This is a genomic window from Undibacterium sp. WLHG33 (assembly GCF_049544815.1).
GTDB lineage: Bacteria > Pseudomonadota > Gammaproteobacteria > Burkholderiales > Burkholderiaceae_D > Undibacterium.
The window spans coordinates 2,007,248-2,023,695 of the sequence record NZ_CP186697.1 but is presented as its reverse complement, the minus strand read 5'-3'; the positions used below and the strand labels follow the sequence as shown (position 1 = coordinate 2,023,695).

Here is a 16,448-nt window from a genome sequence, read left to right as displayed (position 1 = left end):
AAATACTCCGGCGTTTTTCTCCACAAAAGCAAATTCAGATCGTTAGCGCCCTCAGAACTTATGCTCGAGCATCGCACGGACTGCGACCGTCGTTGGCGTGTATGTGATTTGCTGTGATGTTCCGCTCAACTGGTTAACCACTGTATTGGATGAAACGTTATCCTGATGCAACAGGTTCGCTACCGAAATTCTTAAATTGGTCTTAGGATCAAACTTCCATAACGCATACAGATCCAGTACCCGCTTGGGCACAGAGTATCTGGTCTGTTCCGCAGATACCCGCACCGTTCCGCCGCTCTGATAACTGGCGTTACCACCGATAGTCAGAGGCACTTTCGATAATTTGTAATCCATCCCGATATTTGCACTGACAGGCGTTTGTGAGTCCAGACGATTATTCGGCCCTGGTACAGTTTTCAGATCTGACCAGTTCAGCGAGAGATTGGCACGGAAATCGATCGCTGGCGCATCGCTGATCAAAGAGCGTAATGGAAACTTACCATCGAGTTCTATTCCCTTTGTCGTCGCCTGCCCGTCATTCGCAGGGGACGTAAACCAGATCCCATTGATCTGATCCAGTTTGGTGCGGATAATATCGTCAATCTTTCTCATGTAAACGCTGGCACTCAGCATTCCGCCATCAGTGAGGTAGTGTTCAAACGCAGCGTCAATACCCCATGCCAGCTCAGGTTTCAGATTTGGATTACCGATGCTGTCGGGACTGGTCTCGCTATTGTTATTGGATTGATAGCGACGTGGAATTAACTGACCGCTGCTTGGCGCCTTGTAAGTACGTGTCAGCCCTAAACGTACCTGATCATTTTTGCTACCCGGAATTTTCCACAGAGTTTGCAATATCGGGCTTACCACACTCGATTTATTTGTAACTTCAGCGTAGCCTGTTCCCTCGTTTCGTGTCTCGATTGCCTCCCAGCGTAAGCCGGCATAGACCGACCATTGTTTCGTCACATTCCATTCATCCTGTGCAAACAAGGCTATACGCGTCACATCTGCATCATAATTTTCATTCAGCGGCAAAGCGACCAGACCGCTGCCGGGTGTAACGACATCCTTCTGCAGGCGATGCTCATTACGTTTGCTGTAAGCGCCATCCCATCCGAAAACAAACGCATGATCTTCAATGAACGGAGCAGAATATTTACCACTCGAAGTCAGCCCTTTATCCGACGCATCGGATGTGCTTTTCCTGTCCAATATCTGATTTTTATTCCTGTCATATCCCAGCAAGCCAACGTCGGAATTACGGCGGTTAACGTTCACGCCAAATTTCACTTCAAGTTTAGCGCTGTCAGCCAGTTTGTGTATCCAGTTCAGATCACTACGGATCATTGCAAAATCGGACTCTATACGCTGTAAATCACTGAAATAAGTCGGTAACTTCTCAAGTAAAGGCTGACTTACCTCGCTGGTGTAGCCTGCAAAACGACTGGCATTCACAAAGCTCTGACTGGTCAGCGTATCCCCATTCGCCAACGAAATATTCACTCTCGGCGACAGGCCTATGCCATTGAACGTTCCCCACCCCAGCTGATCGGTTCTGGTCAGCTTATTCGGTTTGCCGCTGACATCCGTACCTGACTCTACTATCGTCGATGGCCGCTCATACTGACCATGATTGAAGTTACCGGATACAGAATAAGAATAACGCCCGGATTTATCCGAAATTTGCAGATTCACATTCTCGGCAAACTTTCCACCATCCTCCGATCCGCCAAACTTAATCTCGCGCTGTGCGGTCTGCACCGCACGCTTCAGTACAATATTGATGGCGCCTGCAATCGCCTGCGTACTGAGTTCGGCCGTCGCGGCACGAATAATTTCTATGCGTTCGATCAGATCCGGCGAGATCGAATCCAGCGAAAACCCCGGTGGACTGGGTTCTCCGTTGAGCATGATCTGGGTATAACCAGAGCCCAGCCCCCGCATGCGGATCTCGCCGCCACGTCCCTGCACGCCTCCGACGGTGATGCCAGGTAAGCGTTTCAACACATCACCGACCGTAGTATCTCCATAACGAACAATGTCATCCTGCGTGACGACGATTTTGGTCGCGGTATCCTGACGACGCTCATCATAATTGCGAGCCCCCTGCACTTCCACCTTCTGTACAGGCGCCTCCGGGGCTTTGACCGGTGCTTTTTTAGGCAGTCTGGAAGAATCGGACTCCGGGGCAGCATTACCAGTTTCCTGGCCGCTGGCAAGGGTGTGAAAACCTAACAAAATAGAAACAGCAATAATGCTTAATGGGAAACCTGGAGTACGCATAGAAATAGGGAAAATTAAGGAAGCGGTAAATAAAAAAGTACTGCTCTGACCATTATCAACAAATAAAGTTCAGCGCAAAGATAAATTGCATATCTTTGTCTTAAACTGCATGCTCACAAACAGATAAATACCTGTCACACGTTAGTAATGAGATCAGTTTCACGTGATTCAGGTGATATATGAGGGGCGACGAGGGGGATTCGCAGAGTAAAGCTGGTGCCTGCGCCCGGTGTACTTTGCAGACGAATTTCACCACCGAGGACGTCAGTGACGAGGTTATAAACTATATGCATACCCAGGCCTGATCCACCTTGTCCGAGCTTGGTGGTAAAAAAAGGATCAAAAACACGCTTCTGGTCTGCATCAGAAATACCAACACCATTATCTGCAAAGACGATCTCAACATGTTTTTCATCGGACAGACGGCTAGTGATCGACATCTCACCTTGATCTCTGTGGTCGAACGCATGTATCAACGCATTTGTCACGAAATTAGTCAGTATCTGCCCTAACGGTCCCGGATAGCTATCCATTTCTACCTGTCCGGCAAAATTCGTCTTTAAAATGTAAGGTCCCTTTTTGTACATAGGAGACAGTGTCGCAATAATTTCATTGAGCACTGTAGCCAGATCGAATACCCTGCGCTGACTACTCGATTGATCAACGGCAACCTGCTTAAAGCTGGCGATCAGATCACGAGCGATACTTAAATTACGCATTAATAATTCAGTTCCGTGGGTTGCTACTTCAATGTACTGATTGAGTGCCGAACGTTTCAGTTGCCCATTGGTGAGCGCCTGAGAAAACTCTGTAGTCTGATCTTGCAGAGTACTGGCAACGGTGACGCTGTTTCCCAAAGGAGTATTCAACTCATGTGCAATGCCTGCAACTAAGGAACCGAGTGCCGCCATTTTTTCTGAGCGAATCAGTTTTTCCTGTGCACGATGCAATGACTCCACTGCGGAAGCCAGTTCTGCGTTCGCATCCTCCAGATTCTTGGTTCTCTGTCTGACGCGAATTTCCAATTCAGCTGACATCTCCCGGATTTCTTTTTCAACCTGATACTGCCGCGTCACATCCATTAAAGAAAAAATAAAAACCGTCTTAGCATTCATGTCCAGCAGACGCGCTGACATCAGACAGATGACCTCGGTACCAAGGTTGTTTTTCACCACAACCTCAATCTGATTGACTTCCTGTTGATTCAGCAGAGACTGAATCGCAGCATCGGGCTGCTCTGAACTCCCCCAGAAATCATGCATCTGGGAATCGGTGAAAATATGATGTGGCGCGAATTTAAATTGCGTCAGCCAGGCATCATTCACCTCCATCATTTGACGTGTACTGACATCGATTAATCCCAAAGGAAGTGGCGACAACTGAAATAACGTGGTGTATTTTTTCTCATTTTCACGCAACAGCGTTTCGGCTTTCAGACGCGCACTTTCCGTCTCTATCTCCATGTCAATATTACGAGAGATCAGCATCAGATAGTCGCATCCGTGTAAATTGAAACGCGCTCCCGAAATACGACATTGAAAGACGTGTCCGTCCTTATGACGGAATGCCACCTGAAGATTTCTAACATCAGTCTCATGCGCCACACGCGCAACGAGTTCGCTTCTTTGCTCCGGGTTCACCCATAAATTCAGCTCTGTCGAAGTACGTCCGATGGCTTCTTCGCGCGAGTATCCTGACATCGGCTCCCAGTTACGGTTCACATCAAGGTATTGCCCCGTATCCAGCCGGGTAATTGTCAAAGTGTCCGGAACCAATTGAAATACGGTTTCAAACAATGCTGCAGGATTCTGAGATCTCGTTCCTCCATCGAAACTACGATGTATTTCTGACTGTAAATCTTCATCCCTGGCGTTTAGCGGACGAGATTGATTTAACAGCAGTAGTATCGTCGTCAATGCCATTAGAAGCTGAATACTGAGAAGTACATTCTCAACTATCAGCTGTCGATCTGCCTGTCCTGAATAAAACACGGAACTCAGCAAAAGCATGGCCTCCGCAAAAAATAGTCCCGACAAAAAACATACGATGAGCTTTCCCTGACTGTCCCCAGGCCGGAAGCGACGGTATATCGCCAGCAGTGACCAGGCTGACAGACACATGAGTAAGACAGGCAAAATAGCTTCTGACAACGAGATGGCAAATGGGGATGACAAATAAAATTGAGAGGAAAAGAGGAAAATGCCAGCAAAAACAACTCCGGTCAGGAGCGGTAAGACATTGCTTTTTTTCTGCGTATAAATACGCCCCCCCAGATAAAAAAGAAATGAAAAGCCCGATAAAAAAACTTTCCCAAGAACGACGGAAAGCACTGGTAAGGTGCGACAGAAGCTGAATGCCTGAGCACAGGCAAGGCATATGAACGCTGCGCACCAATACAACTGAAAACGCGGCAGTGTTGAAGATGGTTTCGGGACAATCAGGATCAGCGACGTCAACAAAAACAAAATGATTGAGAAGCCATTGAAGGAGAAAATGTATGTCGGCAACATAAAATACTAGGCATCCTCCCTGAGATCGTCACAATCCTTTAATACAGATCAGGAATACACCATCTGAGCTTCCCGGCGGTCATCACAATGTGCCGATGCGAGGTGCACTGAATCGGTATTAAATCTTTTGCATATTATCATTTGCAATGTAACACCAGAAAAATAAATGGCTGATTACAACATGTTCCGTCTTAATTAACATCATCCGATCAGAGTATTGATAAAGATCGCCTCTTCACATAAGATAAGAACTGGAAACAGATATTTTCAAGCACCAGGGAGAGCACTGATGGAACAACATCACAGTCACATGCCCGGCTTGCGAAAAGATAGCACCGATTACGGTATGGGCAACAGGCAGACGCCAGATCGTCTTTCGATATGCAATATTGATTTTTTCATTTCTTATTGCACGCGAAAAGATGCCTCATCCTCTGACGCGATTCAGGACGACATCATCGACTTTCTTGAGGAAGATGAACAAGATTTTTCTTTGGGAGCAGCTGTTCACCCTTGGAAAATACTGATTACCGATGATGACAGTAACGTTCACGAAACGACTGTCCTTGCGTTAAATGGTGTGCGTATTCATGGCCGCCCACTGGAATTTCTGCATGCTTACTCTGCCAAAGAGGCTCACGAACTGATAGTCCAGAACGAAGATCTGTCCCTGATCTTGCTTGATGTTGTCATGGAAACCGTGGATGCGGGACTGAAACTGGTCAAAGTCATTCGAGGTGAATTAGGTAAAAATGATATAAGAATTATCTTACGTACCGGTCAGCCGGGCTATGCACCGGAAGAAAAAGTCAGTAATCAGTTTGCGATTGACGGATACACCACGAAATCACAACTGACCCGCTCGCTCCTGATTTCTGTTTTAAACGATACGCTGACAGATGTAAAAATTCCGTCAAAGCAGTTGCCGAATTAAATATCTTCTTGAAATGACATGCCGTCCTGCTGACGGCATTTTTTATCTTATCGTCTTTCTCGTTCACTTCAGTATTCCTCAAGCCGGTTTTTACCACTTCATTGTGCGTATTTGAAATAGATCGTCCTTTTGGAAATTGAGCGAAGCTTATCCGCCCGATATAATGGCGCTCCCCTTCAGAGGAATGCCATGAATTCTATCACCTGCTTACATCCCAAATACCTGATTCCAGTAGAGCCGAAAGCGACTGTATTAGTTGCTTATTCCCTGATCATGCAGAGCGGGAAAATCATCGCCTTACTTCCCGAAGCAGAGGCTCGCCTGCGCTATCAGAATGCCACTCACATTGAGTTGAAAGAACATGCACTGACTCCCGGGTTTATCAATCTGCATGCTCATTCAGCAATGAGTCTGTTACGCGGGCTGGCTGATGATCTGGTTTTGATGGATTGGTTGAATCATCACATCTGGCCGGCTGAAAAAAAACATGTCTCCGACGAATTTGTGCTTGACGGAACATTGTATGCAATGGCAGAGATGATTCGTGGCGGAACAACCACTGTCAATGATATGTATTTCCACCATCAGGCCGTTGCGAAAGCGGGGCTGCAAGCAGGAATGCGCACAATCGTTGGCTGTAGCGTTCTGGAATTTCCGACAGGCTTTGCTCAAAATGCGGGTGAATATCTGATCAAAGCGATTGAAGCAAAAGCCGCTTTTGCGAATCAGGAGGGTATTGATTTCCGACTCGCCCCCCATGCGCCCTACACTGTTGCAGATGATACCTTCAGAAAAATTATTGAACTCTCAGAAAAATATGATATGGGCATTCACTGCCACATCCATGAAACAGCGGATGAAGTCAATGACAGCCTGAAACAACACGGTATGAGACCGCTGCAACGTCTGTATCAACTCGGCTTATTAAGTAATCGCCTGATTGCAGCGCATATGGTGCATGCTGACGATGATGACATTGTCCTGCTGTCAAAGACTGGCGTTCACATCGCACACAATCCGGCCAGCAATTTAAAACTGGCGTCAGGTTTCGCACGTATCCAGGCTATGCGGGTAGCAGGTATCAACGTTGGAATCGGCACTGATGGTGCTGCCAGCAATAACAAACTCGACTTGCTTGGTGATCTTCGCTTGGCAGCGTTGCTCGCCAAAGCGCAATCGAATGACCCGACCGCGCTGGATGCACACTCAGCACTAGAGATGGCAACCCTTTCCGGCGCCAAGGCACTGGGGATGGAAGACCGTATCGGCAGTCTGATTGCCGGAAAACAGGCCGATGTTATCGCTATTGATCTCTCGTCGATTGAGACCCAGCCTGTTTTCGACCCGGTCTCTCAGATTATTTATGCCGCAGGGCGGGAACAAGTCAGCCATGTCTGGGTCAACGGGCAATGCTTAATGGAAAATCGTCAATTAAAAACCCTGGCAGAGTCAGATTTACTCGCAAAAGCAAAGTGGTGGCAGGCACGCATACTCGATGATTGACCAGTTATTCTGAAACAAGTTAATTATAAAAATACGGACGTGAATTCTTCCGTGTTTTTGAGAAATGAGCCCCTGCATATTTTCACAGGAACCATTCCGCTTATCTTTTACTCCCGCTCATAATGAAACGTTTACCAATTTATCTCACTTTCTTATTCAGTAGCAGCATCAGCATTGCAGCAGAAAATCTGATGACAATTGCGGAGCAGAGTAACTTTCAAAAGACTGGCCGTTACGATGAAGTGGAAATCCTTTGTCGCAATTTTCAAAAAAATTATCCTAAACTTGTCCGCTGCCAAGAGTTCGGACGAACCCCGGAAGGACGTCCGATACTGGCGCTTATTGCGACAAAAACCAATGCTTTCACCCCGTATCTGGCGAAAGAAAAACATATTCCCGTTACCCTGATTCAGGGTGGAATACATGCGGGAGAAATTGACGGGAAAGATGCGGGATTTCTGGTCTTAAGAGAGATGCTTGACAATGCGGCAGCGAAAGATACATTAGATAAGCAGGTATTTATTTTTATTCCTGTGTTCAACGTCGATGGACACGAAAGATTTGGAAGATGGAATCGCCCCAACCAGCGCGGTCCGGAAGAGATGGGGTGGCGTACCACCGCACAAAACTACAATCTGAATCGCGATTACGTGAAAGCCGATACGGTCGAAATGCAATCAATGCTGCGCCTCATCAATCAATGGGATCCTTTGATCAGCGTTGATCTGCACGTTACTGATGGCGCAAAATTCGAGCATGATATTTCAATTCAGGTGGAACCCCTGCATGCAGGAGATGAAGGTTTAAAAGCGGCGGGTAAAAAACTGCAGGAAAATGTGCTCGCTGATCTGGCTAAGACTGGCTCGCTGCCCCAACCGTTTTATATGTCGTTTGAAAAGGAAGATGACCCGGTATCAGGTTTTGTTGACAGCGTGCCACCTCCGCGCTTTTCACATGGATATTTTCAATTGAGAAATCGCTTTGGCATCCTGGTGGAAACGCACTCCTGGAAAAATTACGCTACCCGGGTCCGAATTACTAAAAACACGATCAGCTCCATCCTGGAGCAAGTCGCGCAATATGGTAATGAGTGGGAAAAAATAGCAACAGACGCAGATTCACGCTCAATAAAAATGGCGGGGACAGCCATCCCCGTGACTTATAAGACAACGGATAAATCGCATCTGATCAACTTCCGGGGTTATGCCTACACCAGAAAACCGTCAGATATTTCCGGTGCTTTGATGACAAGATATGATGAAAGCCAGCCACAAATATGGCAGGTTAAACTGCGCGACGAAATTATTCCGGATACCTACATCTCCCTGCCGCAAGCGGGATATTTAATTCCAGCATCCTATGCCAGAATCGTTATTCAGAAATTACGGGTTCACGGAATACAATTCCAAACACTGACGACCGCAGTCAACAATCTGGCAATACAACGGTTTAGCACAACGAAAGCGACATTGTCGCCACAATCAACGGAGAGCCATCAAACCCTGCAGTTACAAGGAGAATGGACCGCTGATCAGGCTTCATTCGGTAAAGGTTCTTTATTCGTCCCTGCAGCTCAGCCCAAAGCAGCACTCGTCGCCGCATTATTTGAACCGCAGGCACCGGATGCGCTCGTCAGATGGGGATTCTTTAATAATGCATTCGAGAAAAAAGAATATATGGAAGCGTACGTCGCAGAAGATGTTGCACGTGAACAGCTGGCTGCCAATCCTGAACTCAGGGCCGTCTTTGAAAAAAAACTGAAAGACGATGCTGAGTTTGCGAAAAATCCTCAGGCGCGCTTAGAGTTCTTTGCCCGTCGTCACTCATCCTGGGATCAGCGCTATCAGCAATACCCGGTCGTGAAGACAAATACCTTTCCTAAATAAAGCGTGAAATGAATGAGGACTTACATTCCTCATTCATTGAAGCGGATCAGATTAATGGAAAAATAAATAGGCAACAAAAATCGCAGCAATGACACCTGCTAAATCGGCGATCAATCCCACCGAAATTGCATATCTGGTTTTACGGATACCGACAGAACCGAAATACAGCGCTACGATATAAAAGGTGGTATCGGCCGATCCCTGGAAAATGCAGGCCAGACGCCCTACAAAAGAATCTACGCCGTAGGTTTTCATCGCATCGACCATCATCGCCCGCGAACCACTTCCGCTCAAAGGTTTCATTAAGGCAGTAGGCAATGCAGACGTGAAATCCGTATTAACGCCTATCTGAGTAAAAAACCAGTTAAAACCGGAGACCACAAATCCTAAAACGCCGGAATTTCGCAACACTCCGATCGCCACTAACATCCCGACCAGATAAGGGATAATCGTCAACGACGTTTGCATCCCCCCTTTTGCGCCCTCAATAAATGCCTCGTATACATTCACTTTTTTACGCATAGCGCCAAGAATGAACGCCACAATGATGGAGAACAACAGCAAATTACTGCTGACCTTGGAGAAAACCTCAATTTCTGCGCGGCTCATGTGCTGACTCAGATACCAGACCATGCCGATAATAAAAGCACTGATGCCACCGAGCCAGGACATCACTACCCGGTTAAATAAATTGATTCGCTGACAAATAGCGACCGCGATCAGACCGACGACAGTTGCGACATAAGTCGCAATTAAACATGGAATAAAAATATCAGACGGATCTTTTGCTCCGAGTACCGCGCGCTGCGCCATGATCGCCAGAGGAATCAGAGTCAGACCCGAGGTATGCAAAACCAAAAACATGATTTGCGCGTCACTTGCCTCGTCTTTTTTTGGATTGAGTGTTTGCAGGCTCTCCATCGCTTTCAGACCAAACGGCGTCGCAGCATTATCGAGACCGAGCAAATTCGCCGAAAAATTCATCACCATGTGACCATTAGCCGGATGACTCTGCGGAACACCTGGAAAAATTCTGGCAAAAAAAGGTCCGATAATTTTCGCTAATAAATTGATGGCACCTGCTTTCTCACCAATATTCATGATCCCTAACCACAAGGTCATGACACCGGCCAAGGGTAAGGCGATTTCCATCACACCTATTTTCGCAGAGTCAAAAGTACCATCGATAATCCGTTTGAATACCTCAACATCGCCGAGAAAAATCCACTGCCCTAAAGCGGCGATAAAGCTGATCAGAAAAAAACCTATCCAAATGTAATTAAGTGCCATAGCGCCAAAAGTTGAGATTACAAGTGAAATCTTTTTAACATGAAAACAAATCAGCTACGAATGATTTTTTCGGATCCGGGTATAAGTAGCAGGTATAGCAGTAACAGTTTGTTGCAGTATTTTCCTGCGTATTTATTTTATTTTGTCAGCGAACGTGTATCGCCGTGCGTTTTCTGATCATCTTCGTTTCAGGGAAATGATATGTCTGCTCACTTCAGGATTAACGCCATTGCCGCCATTGTCGCCAGCTTGCTCATTGCGGGTATCAGTCAGGTTGCGGAAGCTCACGATCATGGATGGCGTCGCGAGTATTACGACAGATATGACCCGGAGCCAGTCCGGAATTACAACTATATTTACTACCCATCGCATCAAGTATATTTCTCACCACAATCACAAACATGGTACTGGTCAGATGGCCGCGGCTGGGAAGCGAATAACAGACTTCCTTACTTTATCAGTATTGACGCGCGTTTCGGCGGTATTCCCGTAGTTCTGAGCTCAGCACGTCCCTATGTATATCATCAGTATGTGGAACAACGCTATGGCCGTCCATGGCGTGAACACGAGAACTGGCGCTCAGATCGCGATGACCGACATGAATGGAAAGAACGTCACCGACATCACCACCGGGAAGACTGAGATCCGGCTCAGTTACCGGCAAGTCCGGCTGCGACATTGATAGAAAAGCCAAGCACGGCGAGGTTGAAGAAAAAACTCAGCACGGATTGCGCTAACACCGTTTTACGGGCGCTATGAGAGGAGACTGAGACATCAGAAGTCTGAGCGGCGACAGCAATCGTGAATGAGAAATACAGAAAATCCCAATAATCCGGCATTTGCTCATTATCAGGAAAACGCAATGCCCGCTGTTGTTCCGGAGAATTGTAAAACAACAATGCGTAATGGAAGCAAAAAACTACGCCTAGCAAAGCCCAGGAACCAAGTACGGTAATTCCTGCGAACAGATATTTCAGCGCCCTCAGGTCTGGTGCCAGCGCCCGGGTACCCGTTAGTTCTATCACTATCGCGACCAGGCTGATCGTCGCTGAAAATGACAATAACGCGAGTACTGCGACCGCACTGTTATCTTCCTGCATCGCTATCTCGCGGACATGATAGTTCTTTGCCCGGGTCATCAGCCACGCCATCAGGGCAAGATACGACCACACACCGCTATTCCAGCAAAATAGCGCACGCGTTGAAAAGGCCCAGTCGTTGGGTAAAACCACCGATACGATGGCTGCGATCAGAAAAGTAGCCACCAGGCGCGGTCTGTGTAACAGAAGATTACTCACTCTTTCCAGCCTTTATCTTTATATTTATTTTTGAACGTTTATCAATAGAAACTTTTCAGACGAGGTGTAGTATAACCAGTGAGGTAAGTGATTGGTCTGAATGAGCACAAAAGGAACATTGCCATCCTGTTGCAAATGTCGGTTTTTTTCAACCTAAGCGTCTAGCGCACCTGAATATCCGGCAATATATGTGATGCGTTGAGCACCTGAATCGGGAGCCTGTAACATGAGTAAACATAGTCATTACCTGACACTGAACAAGGTTACTGCCGGAATGATACTGGCAGATGATTTGCTTGATAAGGTGGGCCATATTCTGCTTCCCGCCGGGACAGCACTGAGCGAAAACATGCTGCGTTCCCTGACGGCACACGGTGTCAGTCAGTTATGCATAGAGGCAGATGCCACTCCGACTCCGGAAGAGCTTAAAGAACGTCAGATGAAGATTGAACGGATCCAGTTGTTATTCCGTAAGTATCCCGCTGAACAGCCAGTCTGTTTGCTACAGCAATACATACAGCATTACCGAGAAGGAGGCGCATCATGAAAACGGATGCCGAGAAAAATGCGCTTTTGCTTGACGTCATCAAACGTATAAAAGACCTGCCAATACTGCCGGCGGTTGCACGTGAACTGGTCTCCGTTCTGGAGGATGAAAACAGCAGTCTGGATCTGATCAACGAAAAAATTGCAATGGACCATGCAATTACGGCCAAAGTATTGCGACTGGTGAATTCGTCGCATTTCGGCGTTAATTCCAGGGTAGTGACTATTCAGCAGGCAACAGCCTTACTCGGCGTTGAAAAGATTAAAAATCTGGTGCGTCTGACGATACTTTCCAACCGCAGCTCTGTCTCTTATTGCGAGGGATTTAATTTTCAGGCTTTCTGGCAGCACAGCGTCGCAACCGCGATATGTGCTGAATTAATCTCCCGCGCACTCCATATGAAACATGATTTCGCATTTACTGCGGGACTTTTGCATGATGTCGGACGCTTGGTACTGGTCAGCTATTATCCGGACAAATACGCCGAAGTCATCAGATATCGCCAACTGAAAGACTGTTACCTGCTTGATGCGGAACGTGAAATCATGGGCATAGACCACGTCGATGCGGGCGTGGCACTGGCACAGCAATGGCTATTTGCAGAAGCAATTCAACATGCGATCAAGGGGCACCATCGTCCGGATATACCGGGCATACATCCGTTAGCGTCTGTCGTTCACGTTGCCGATGCTATGGTGCATGCACTCGATCTCGCAGATGAAAAAAATGACATTGTCCCCTTGCTGTCGCCCCATGCTTGGGATACGCTTGCCCTTAGCGAAACAGAGTGCCTCAGCATATTCCGCGAGACCGAAATGCGGGTAGAGGCGCTGAATCAGATTTTAATTTGAACACGATAACCGACTCATGTATCTGGATAAAACGATTTTGGAACAACTGATGTATTTTAAGGATGCGAAATACCGGATTGAAGATATCCATTTATTTCGCGACATTACAGATGATCATCTTAAGCTCATCCGCAACATCATTAAAGATTGCCCAGTCGTCAAAGCAAGAGCCGGACAAGTTGTGCTGGATGCAAACAGTTCTGGTTCCCGCCTGTTTATTGTGCTCAATGGCGCTCTAGGCATCACCAAGCTCAATGAAGACAACAATCATATAGAAAATTCCATCACACAGTACCTGCCTGGCGAATGTGTCGGAGAAATATCGGTGCTGGATGAAGAAATTCACTCCGCGACAATTTCCGCATTATCAGACAGCGACCTGCTTGTGATTGAAGCAGATACCTTATGGCAACTGATCGATCAGTCTAACGGTGTGGCACGTAATCTGTTGCAACTGTTATCGTTTAGAATACGCACAGCTAATGCACAGATCCGCAGCAGACAAAAGGTCGGCGAATTTTACCGGCAGTTATCGATGGTCGATGGATTGACCGGGCTGCATAACAGAGCATGGCTCAATGCACAATTGCCGCCGATGATAGAACACGCTCACATCAGCGGTAATCCACTCAGTATCATTCTGGTCGATCTGGATCACTTTAAGCGCTTCAACGATGAACATGGTCACTTGGTGGGCGATGATGCATTACAGACGGCAGCCAAGGTATTAAATGCGGGATTAAGACCGACCGATTTTGCGGCGCGCTATGGTGGAGAAGAAATGATGGTCATCTTGCCGGGCACGACTCAAAAAGCAGCAATAGGGGTCGCACAGCGTTTGTGCTCGCGCTTAAGCAAAACAAAAGTATTCCCTGATCCCGCAAAGCCGTTGCCCCATATTACAGGCTCTTTTGGCGTCGCAACCCTTGAGGCCGACCAAGATTTCCTGCAATTGATTTCAGTTGCAGATGCCGCTTTGTATCGCGCCAAGGATGCAGGTCGGAATCAAGTCGCCGTCTGACTTTTTTACAGATGAAAAAAAGGGTTCGATGTTCGAACCCTTTTTATTTAAACCACTGACGTCATCAGAAGCTGTAACCAACACCAAGAGTGACGACAACTGGTCTGAAATCAATCGTCGTTTTACGCTCAATGCTACCTGTTACCGCCGTCAAATCAGTCTTTACTTTTGCAGTAACGATCGCGCCAGTAACAGACCAGCGGTCATCATATTGATATCTGATACCGATCTGACCGGCAAGACCAAATGATTCTTTCAGTTTGAGTTTTGTCGGACCACCGGTAGCAATATCATTTGACGCAGTGGTAGTAGCATCAAAAAACTGCGTGTAGTTCAGACCAAGCCCTACGAATGGACGGAATTTTTCAGACGGAGCACCGAAGTTATAGTTCACAAACAGGGTTGGCGCCCGTTGTTTCACCTTTGCAATAACGCCGTAGCGCGCCATCGTTCCACGACCATAGACATTATGCTCAGGAGGCAGACCGGCAGTAAAATCAAGATCAAAATTATCGGTCAGCTTACGTGTAAAACCAAACATCAGGGTCTTACTGTCACCAACCGTTAAACCTGCTGGTTGCGGTGTCAGATAAGCCGGTCCGTTACTTGTGAAATCCGGTGAATCAGAATGAATCCAGAGCCCGATAAGACCAGCTTTCACCGTATTGTCATAAGCAAAAGCAGAAGTAGCAGACAGCGTCAGCGCTAATGCAGCAATCAATTTAGTTTTTTTCATGGTCAGTCTCCCTGTTATTTAGCCAGAACTTGTTGGAAGAAACCACGCGCTGCAGCGTTACAGAACGGTGGAACCAGAGTACCGTGGTAGGCACTTGCAACAGCAGTAGCCGGATCTTGTTTAGCCGCAATCGCTGCAGAAATAACACCTGCCTTAGACTGAGCAAAACCAACTTTCGCAGCAGCAAAAGGATCGGCTGCGCTCGTTGGATTGGTATCCACGTCAAGCGTTGTCAGATATGCACTCGGGAAACCCTTCGCGAGGAAAAACCCTGCCGTTGCCTGTGTGCTTGCGAAAAACACGGTAGGATCGCTGCCACCACCACAGAGCATGACCGGCACGTTTGGAACATAGTTACGCAAATCGTTTTTGACGCCGGCTTTGCGGAATCCATTTGCTGGGGAGCAGTTCAGCGGATCAGCAGGATTGGTGCCGCACGGATTTTTCTGAGCATCAGCGAGGTAAGCGTTACGATAGCTCGTTTTGATCAGATTGCCGTCACCGAAAAAGCCGCCGAATGCAGGCGTTGAAGGACCAGGCAGGGAATCTTTCGCAAACAAGGCTAAGGAAGGCAATTTACCCGTGGTGAACAAATCCGTCATCGTCAATGAACCAGGAATTAAGGTTTCAATTCCAGTTGCGTATTTGTCTTCATAAATTTCATTAGCAGACGCATAAACGTTGCCGTAAGACTTCTGCCATGCCGTTGTTAACATTGGCAAAAATACGGTTCCGCCTGCATTCGGGCTGCCCGCAAAAACTGCATCACCCAACAAAGCGAGTGCATATGGACCAGACATACCTGCTAAAGCAGTAACCTTAAACTCGGATGCATATTTCTGCTGCATGGCACGTTGCGTCGCCATCGCTACATAACCGCCCTGTGAGTAACCAGCGATCACCAGCTTACCTGAATCCTGCGCATTGATACGTGGGAACGCAGTACGTGCAGCACGCAGAGAATCAACCATATCATCCGCTTGTTGATCTGCATTCAAATAAGGATGATAAGGCAGAGAGGAAACATCGTAACCGGCAAAGTTAGATGCTACAACGATAAAGCCCTGAGCAGCGTACATTGCAGCAACCAGAGAAGCTTCGGAGTTGTCTCTCAGGTTTGCCATGTTAAAAGACTTCTCAACCGTTGTACCGTGAGCATATAACAATACAGGGCGAGGACCTGTACATGCCGGGTCACTGCCTGATGGCACCAGGATCGCACCTGTTGCATCAGTTGGCTCGTTTGCGCCGCCAACAGTTGCATACTTCATGTAGTACGTGGAGATTTCACACTTCGGAACGCCCGTCACCTGTGTCAGACCGGGTTTTTTGGCTTCCAGCATGGCTTTAAAAACTACCGGGTCCAGTTTTGTTACAGCTGGTCCATTTTCTTGCGGAATAGGAACAAGAATCGGTGGATTCGCATATAAAGTTCCGCGAGCAACGGAGGTGTTGATAGCAGGGCCTTCGCTGCCACTGCCACCGCAAGCCGATAAAATGGCTGCGGACAACAGGCTGAGCGCAATGTGATAATGACGCATGAGTGTCTCTCTCCTATAAGAATTTGTGTATAAGTTACTAAAAAC

At 47.3% G+C, this 16,448-nt stretch carries 13 protein-coding genes; 7 read left to right on the top strand and 6 right to left on the bottom strand.

Translation table 11 applies throughout. The features are described from left to right. Positions 1 to 51 precede the first annotated feature (51 nt). Complete coding sequence (locus ACOTSW_RS09255; protein WP_423678795.1) at positions 52 to 2,286, bottom strand: TonB-dependent receptor plug domain-containing protein; 2,235 nt, start codon at positions 2,284 to 2,286, stop codon at positions 52 to 54. 134 nt (positions 2,287 to 2,420) lie between these two features. Then, a complete protein-coding gene (locus ACOTSW_RS09250; RefSeq protein ID WP_423678794.1) occupies positions 2,421 to 4,208 on the bottom strand; it encodes a PAS domain-containing sensor histidine kinase in 1,788 nt (595 codons plus the stop codon). Between the two features lie 877 nt (positions 4,209 to 5,085). On the opposite strand from ACOTSW_RS09250, the gene ACOTSW_RS09245 reads away from it, so the two are divergent. The 3 genes from ACOTSW_RS09245 (at position 5,086) to ACOTSW_RS09235 (ending at position 9,119) form a co-directional block, all read left to right on the top strand. Next, on the top strand, positions 5,086 to 5,730 hold the full coding sequence (locus ACOTSW_RS09245) for a hypothetical protein (RefSeq protein ID WP_423678793.1): 645 nt from the start codon (positions 5,086 to 5,088) through the stop codon (positions 5,728 to 5,730). Positions 5,731 to 5,919: 189 nt separating this feature from the next. Next, positions 5,920 to 7,233, top strand: a complete 1,314-nt coding sequence (locus ACOTSW_RS09240) for a TRZ/ATZ family hydrolase (RefSeq protein WP_423678792.1) — start codon at positions 5,920 to 5,922, stop codon at positions 7,231 to 7,233. A 122-nt stretch (positions 7,234 to 7,355) separates the two neighbouring features. Further along, positions 7,356 to 9,119, top strand: a complete 1,764-nt coding sequence (locus ACOTSW_RS09235; protein ID WP_423678791.1) for a M14 family metallopeptidase — start codon at positions 7,356 to 7,358, stop codon at positions 9,117 to 9,119. A gap of 51 nt (positions 9,120 to 9,170) precedes the next feature. Here ACOTSW_RS09235 and ACOTSW_RS09230 read toward each other — a convergent pair whose 3' ends face one another. Next, positions 9,171 to 10,409, bottom strand: a complete 1,239-nt coding sequence (locus ACOTSW_RS09230) for a nucleoside recognition domain-containing protein (RefSeq protein WP_423678790.1) — start codon at positions 10,407 to 10,409, stop codon at positions 9,171 to 9,173. Between the two features lie 201 nt (positions 10,410 to 10,610). On the opposite strand from ACOTSW_RS09230, the gene ACOTSW_RS09225 reads away from it, so the two are divergent. Further along, a complete protein-coding gene (locus tag ACOTSW_RS09225; RefSeq protein ID WP_423678789.1) occupies positions 10,611 to 11,051 on the top strand; it encodes a hypothetical protein in 441 nt (146 codons plus the stop codon). Positions 11,052 to 11,059: 8 nt separating this feature from the next. On the opposite strand, the gene ACOTSW_RS09220 is transcribed toward ACOTSW_RS09225, so the two are convergent. Continuing rightward, positions 11,060 to 11,707 (bottom strand): DUF1345 domain-containing protein, encoded by a 648-nt coding sequence (locus ACOTSW_RS09220; protein WP_423678788.1) that lies wholly within the window; start codon positions 11,705 to 11,707, stop codon positions 11,060 to 11,062. 226 nt (positions 11,708 to 11,933) lie between these two features. Between ACOTSW_RS09220 and ACOTSW_RS09215 the strand changes: the two genes are divergently transcribed. Genes ACOTSW_RS09215 through ACOTSW_RS09205 form a run of 3 tightly spaced genes read left to right on the top strand, consistent with a single transcriptional unit; the run spans position 11,934 to position 14,126 of the window. Beyond that, on the top strand, positions 11,934 to 12,254 hold the full coding sequence (locus ACOTSW_RS09215; RefSeq protein WP_423678787.1) for a hypothetical protein: 321 nt from the start codon (positions 11,934 to 11,936) through the stop codon (positions 12,252 to 12,254). Next, a complete protein-coding gene (locus tag ACOTSW_RS09210) occupies positions 12,251 to 13,105 on the top strand; it encodes an HDOD domain-containing protein (protein ID WP_423678786.1) in 855 nt (284 codons plus the stop codon). Before ACOTSW_RS09215 ends, ACOTSW_RS09210 begins: the two co-directional genes overlap by 4 nt. A gap of 16 nt (positions 13,106 to 13,121) precedes the next feature. Then, a complete protein-coding gene (locus tag ACOTSW_RS09205; RefSeq protein WP_423678785.1) occupies positions 13,122 to 14,126 on the top strand; it encodes a diguanylate cyclase in 1,005 nt (334 codons plus the stop codon). A gap of 64 nt (positions 14,127 to 14,190) precedes the next feature. Here the strand turns inward: ACOTSW_RS09205 and ACOTSW_RS09200 are convergent, their stop codons facing one another. Together ACOTSW_RS09200 and ACOTSW_RS09195 are read right to left on the bottom strand one after the other, a co-directional pair. Continuing rightward, positions 14,191 to 14,862 (bottom strand): OmpW/AlkL family protein, encoded by a 672-nt coding sequence (locus ACOTSW_RS09200; RefSeq protein ID WP_423678784.1) that lies wholly within the window; start codon positions 14,860 to 14,862, stop codon positions 14,191 to 14,193. A 14-nt stretch (positions 14,863 to 14,876) separates the two neighbouring features. Beyond that, positions 14,877 to 16,403 carry an alpha/beta hydrolase family protein gene (locus ACOTSW_RS09195; protein ID WP_423678783.1) on the bottom strand — a complete coding sequence of 509 codons (1,527 nt, stop codon included), beginning with the start codon at positions 16,401 to 16,403 and terminating at the stop codon, positions 14,877 to 14,879. Positions 16,404 to 16,448 lie beyond the last annotated feature (45 nt).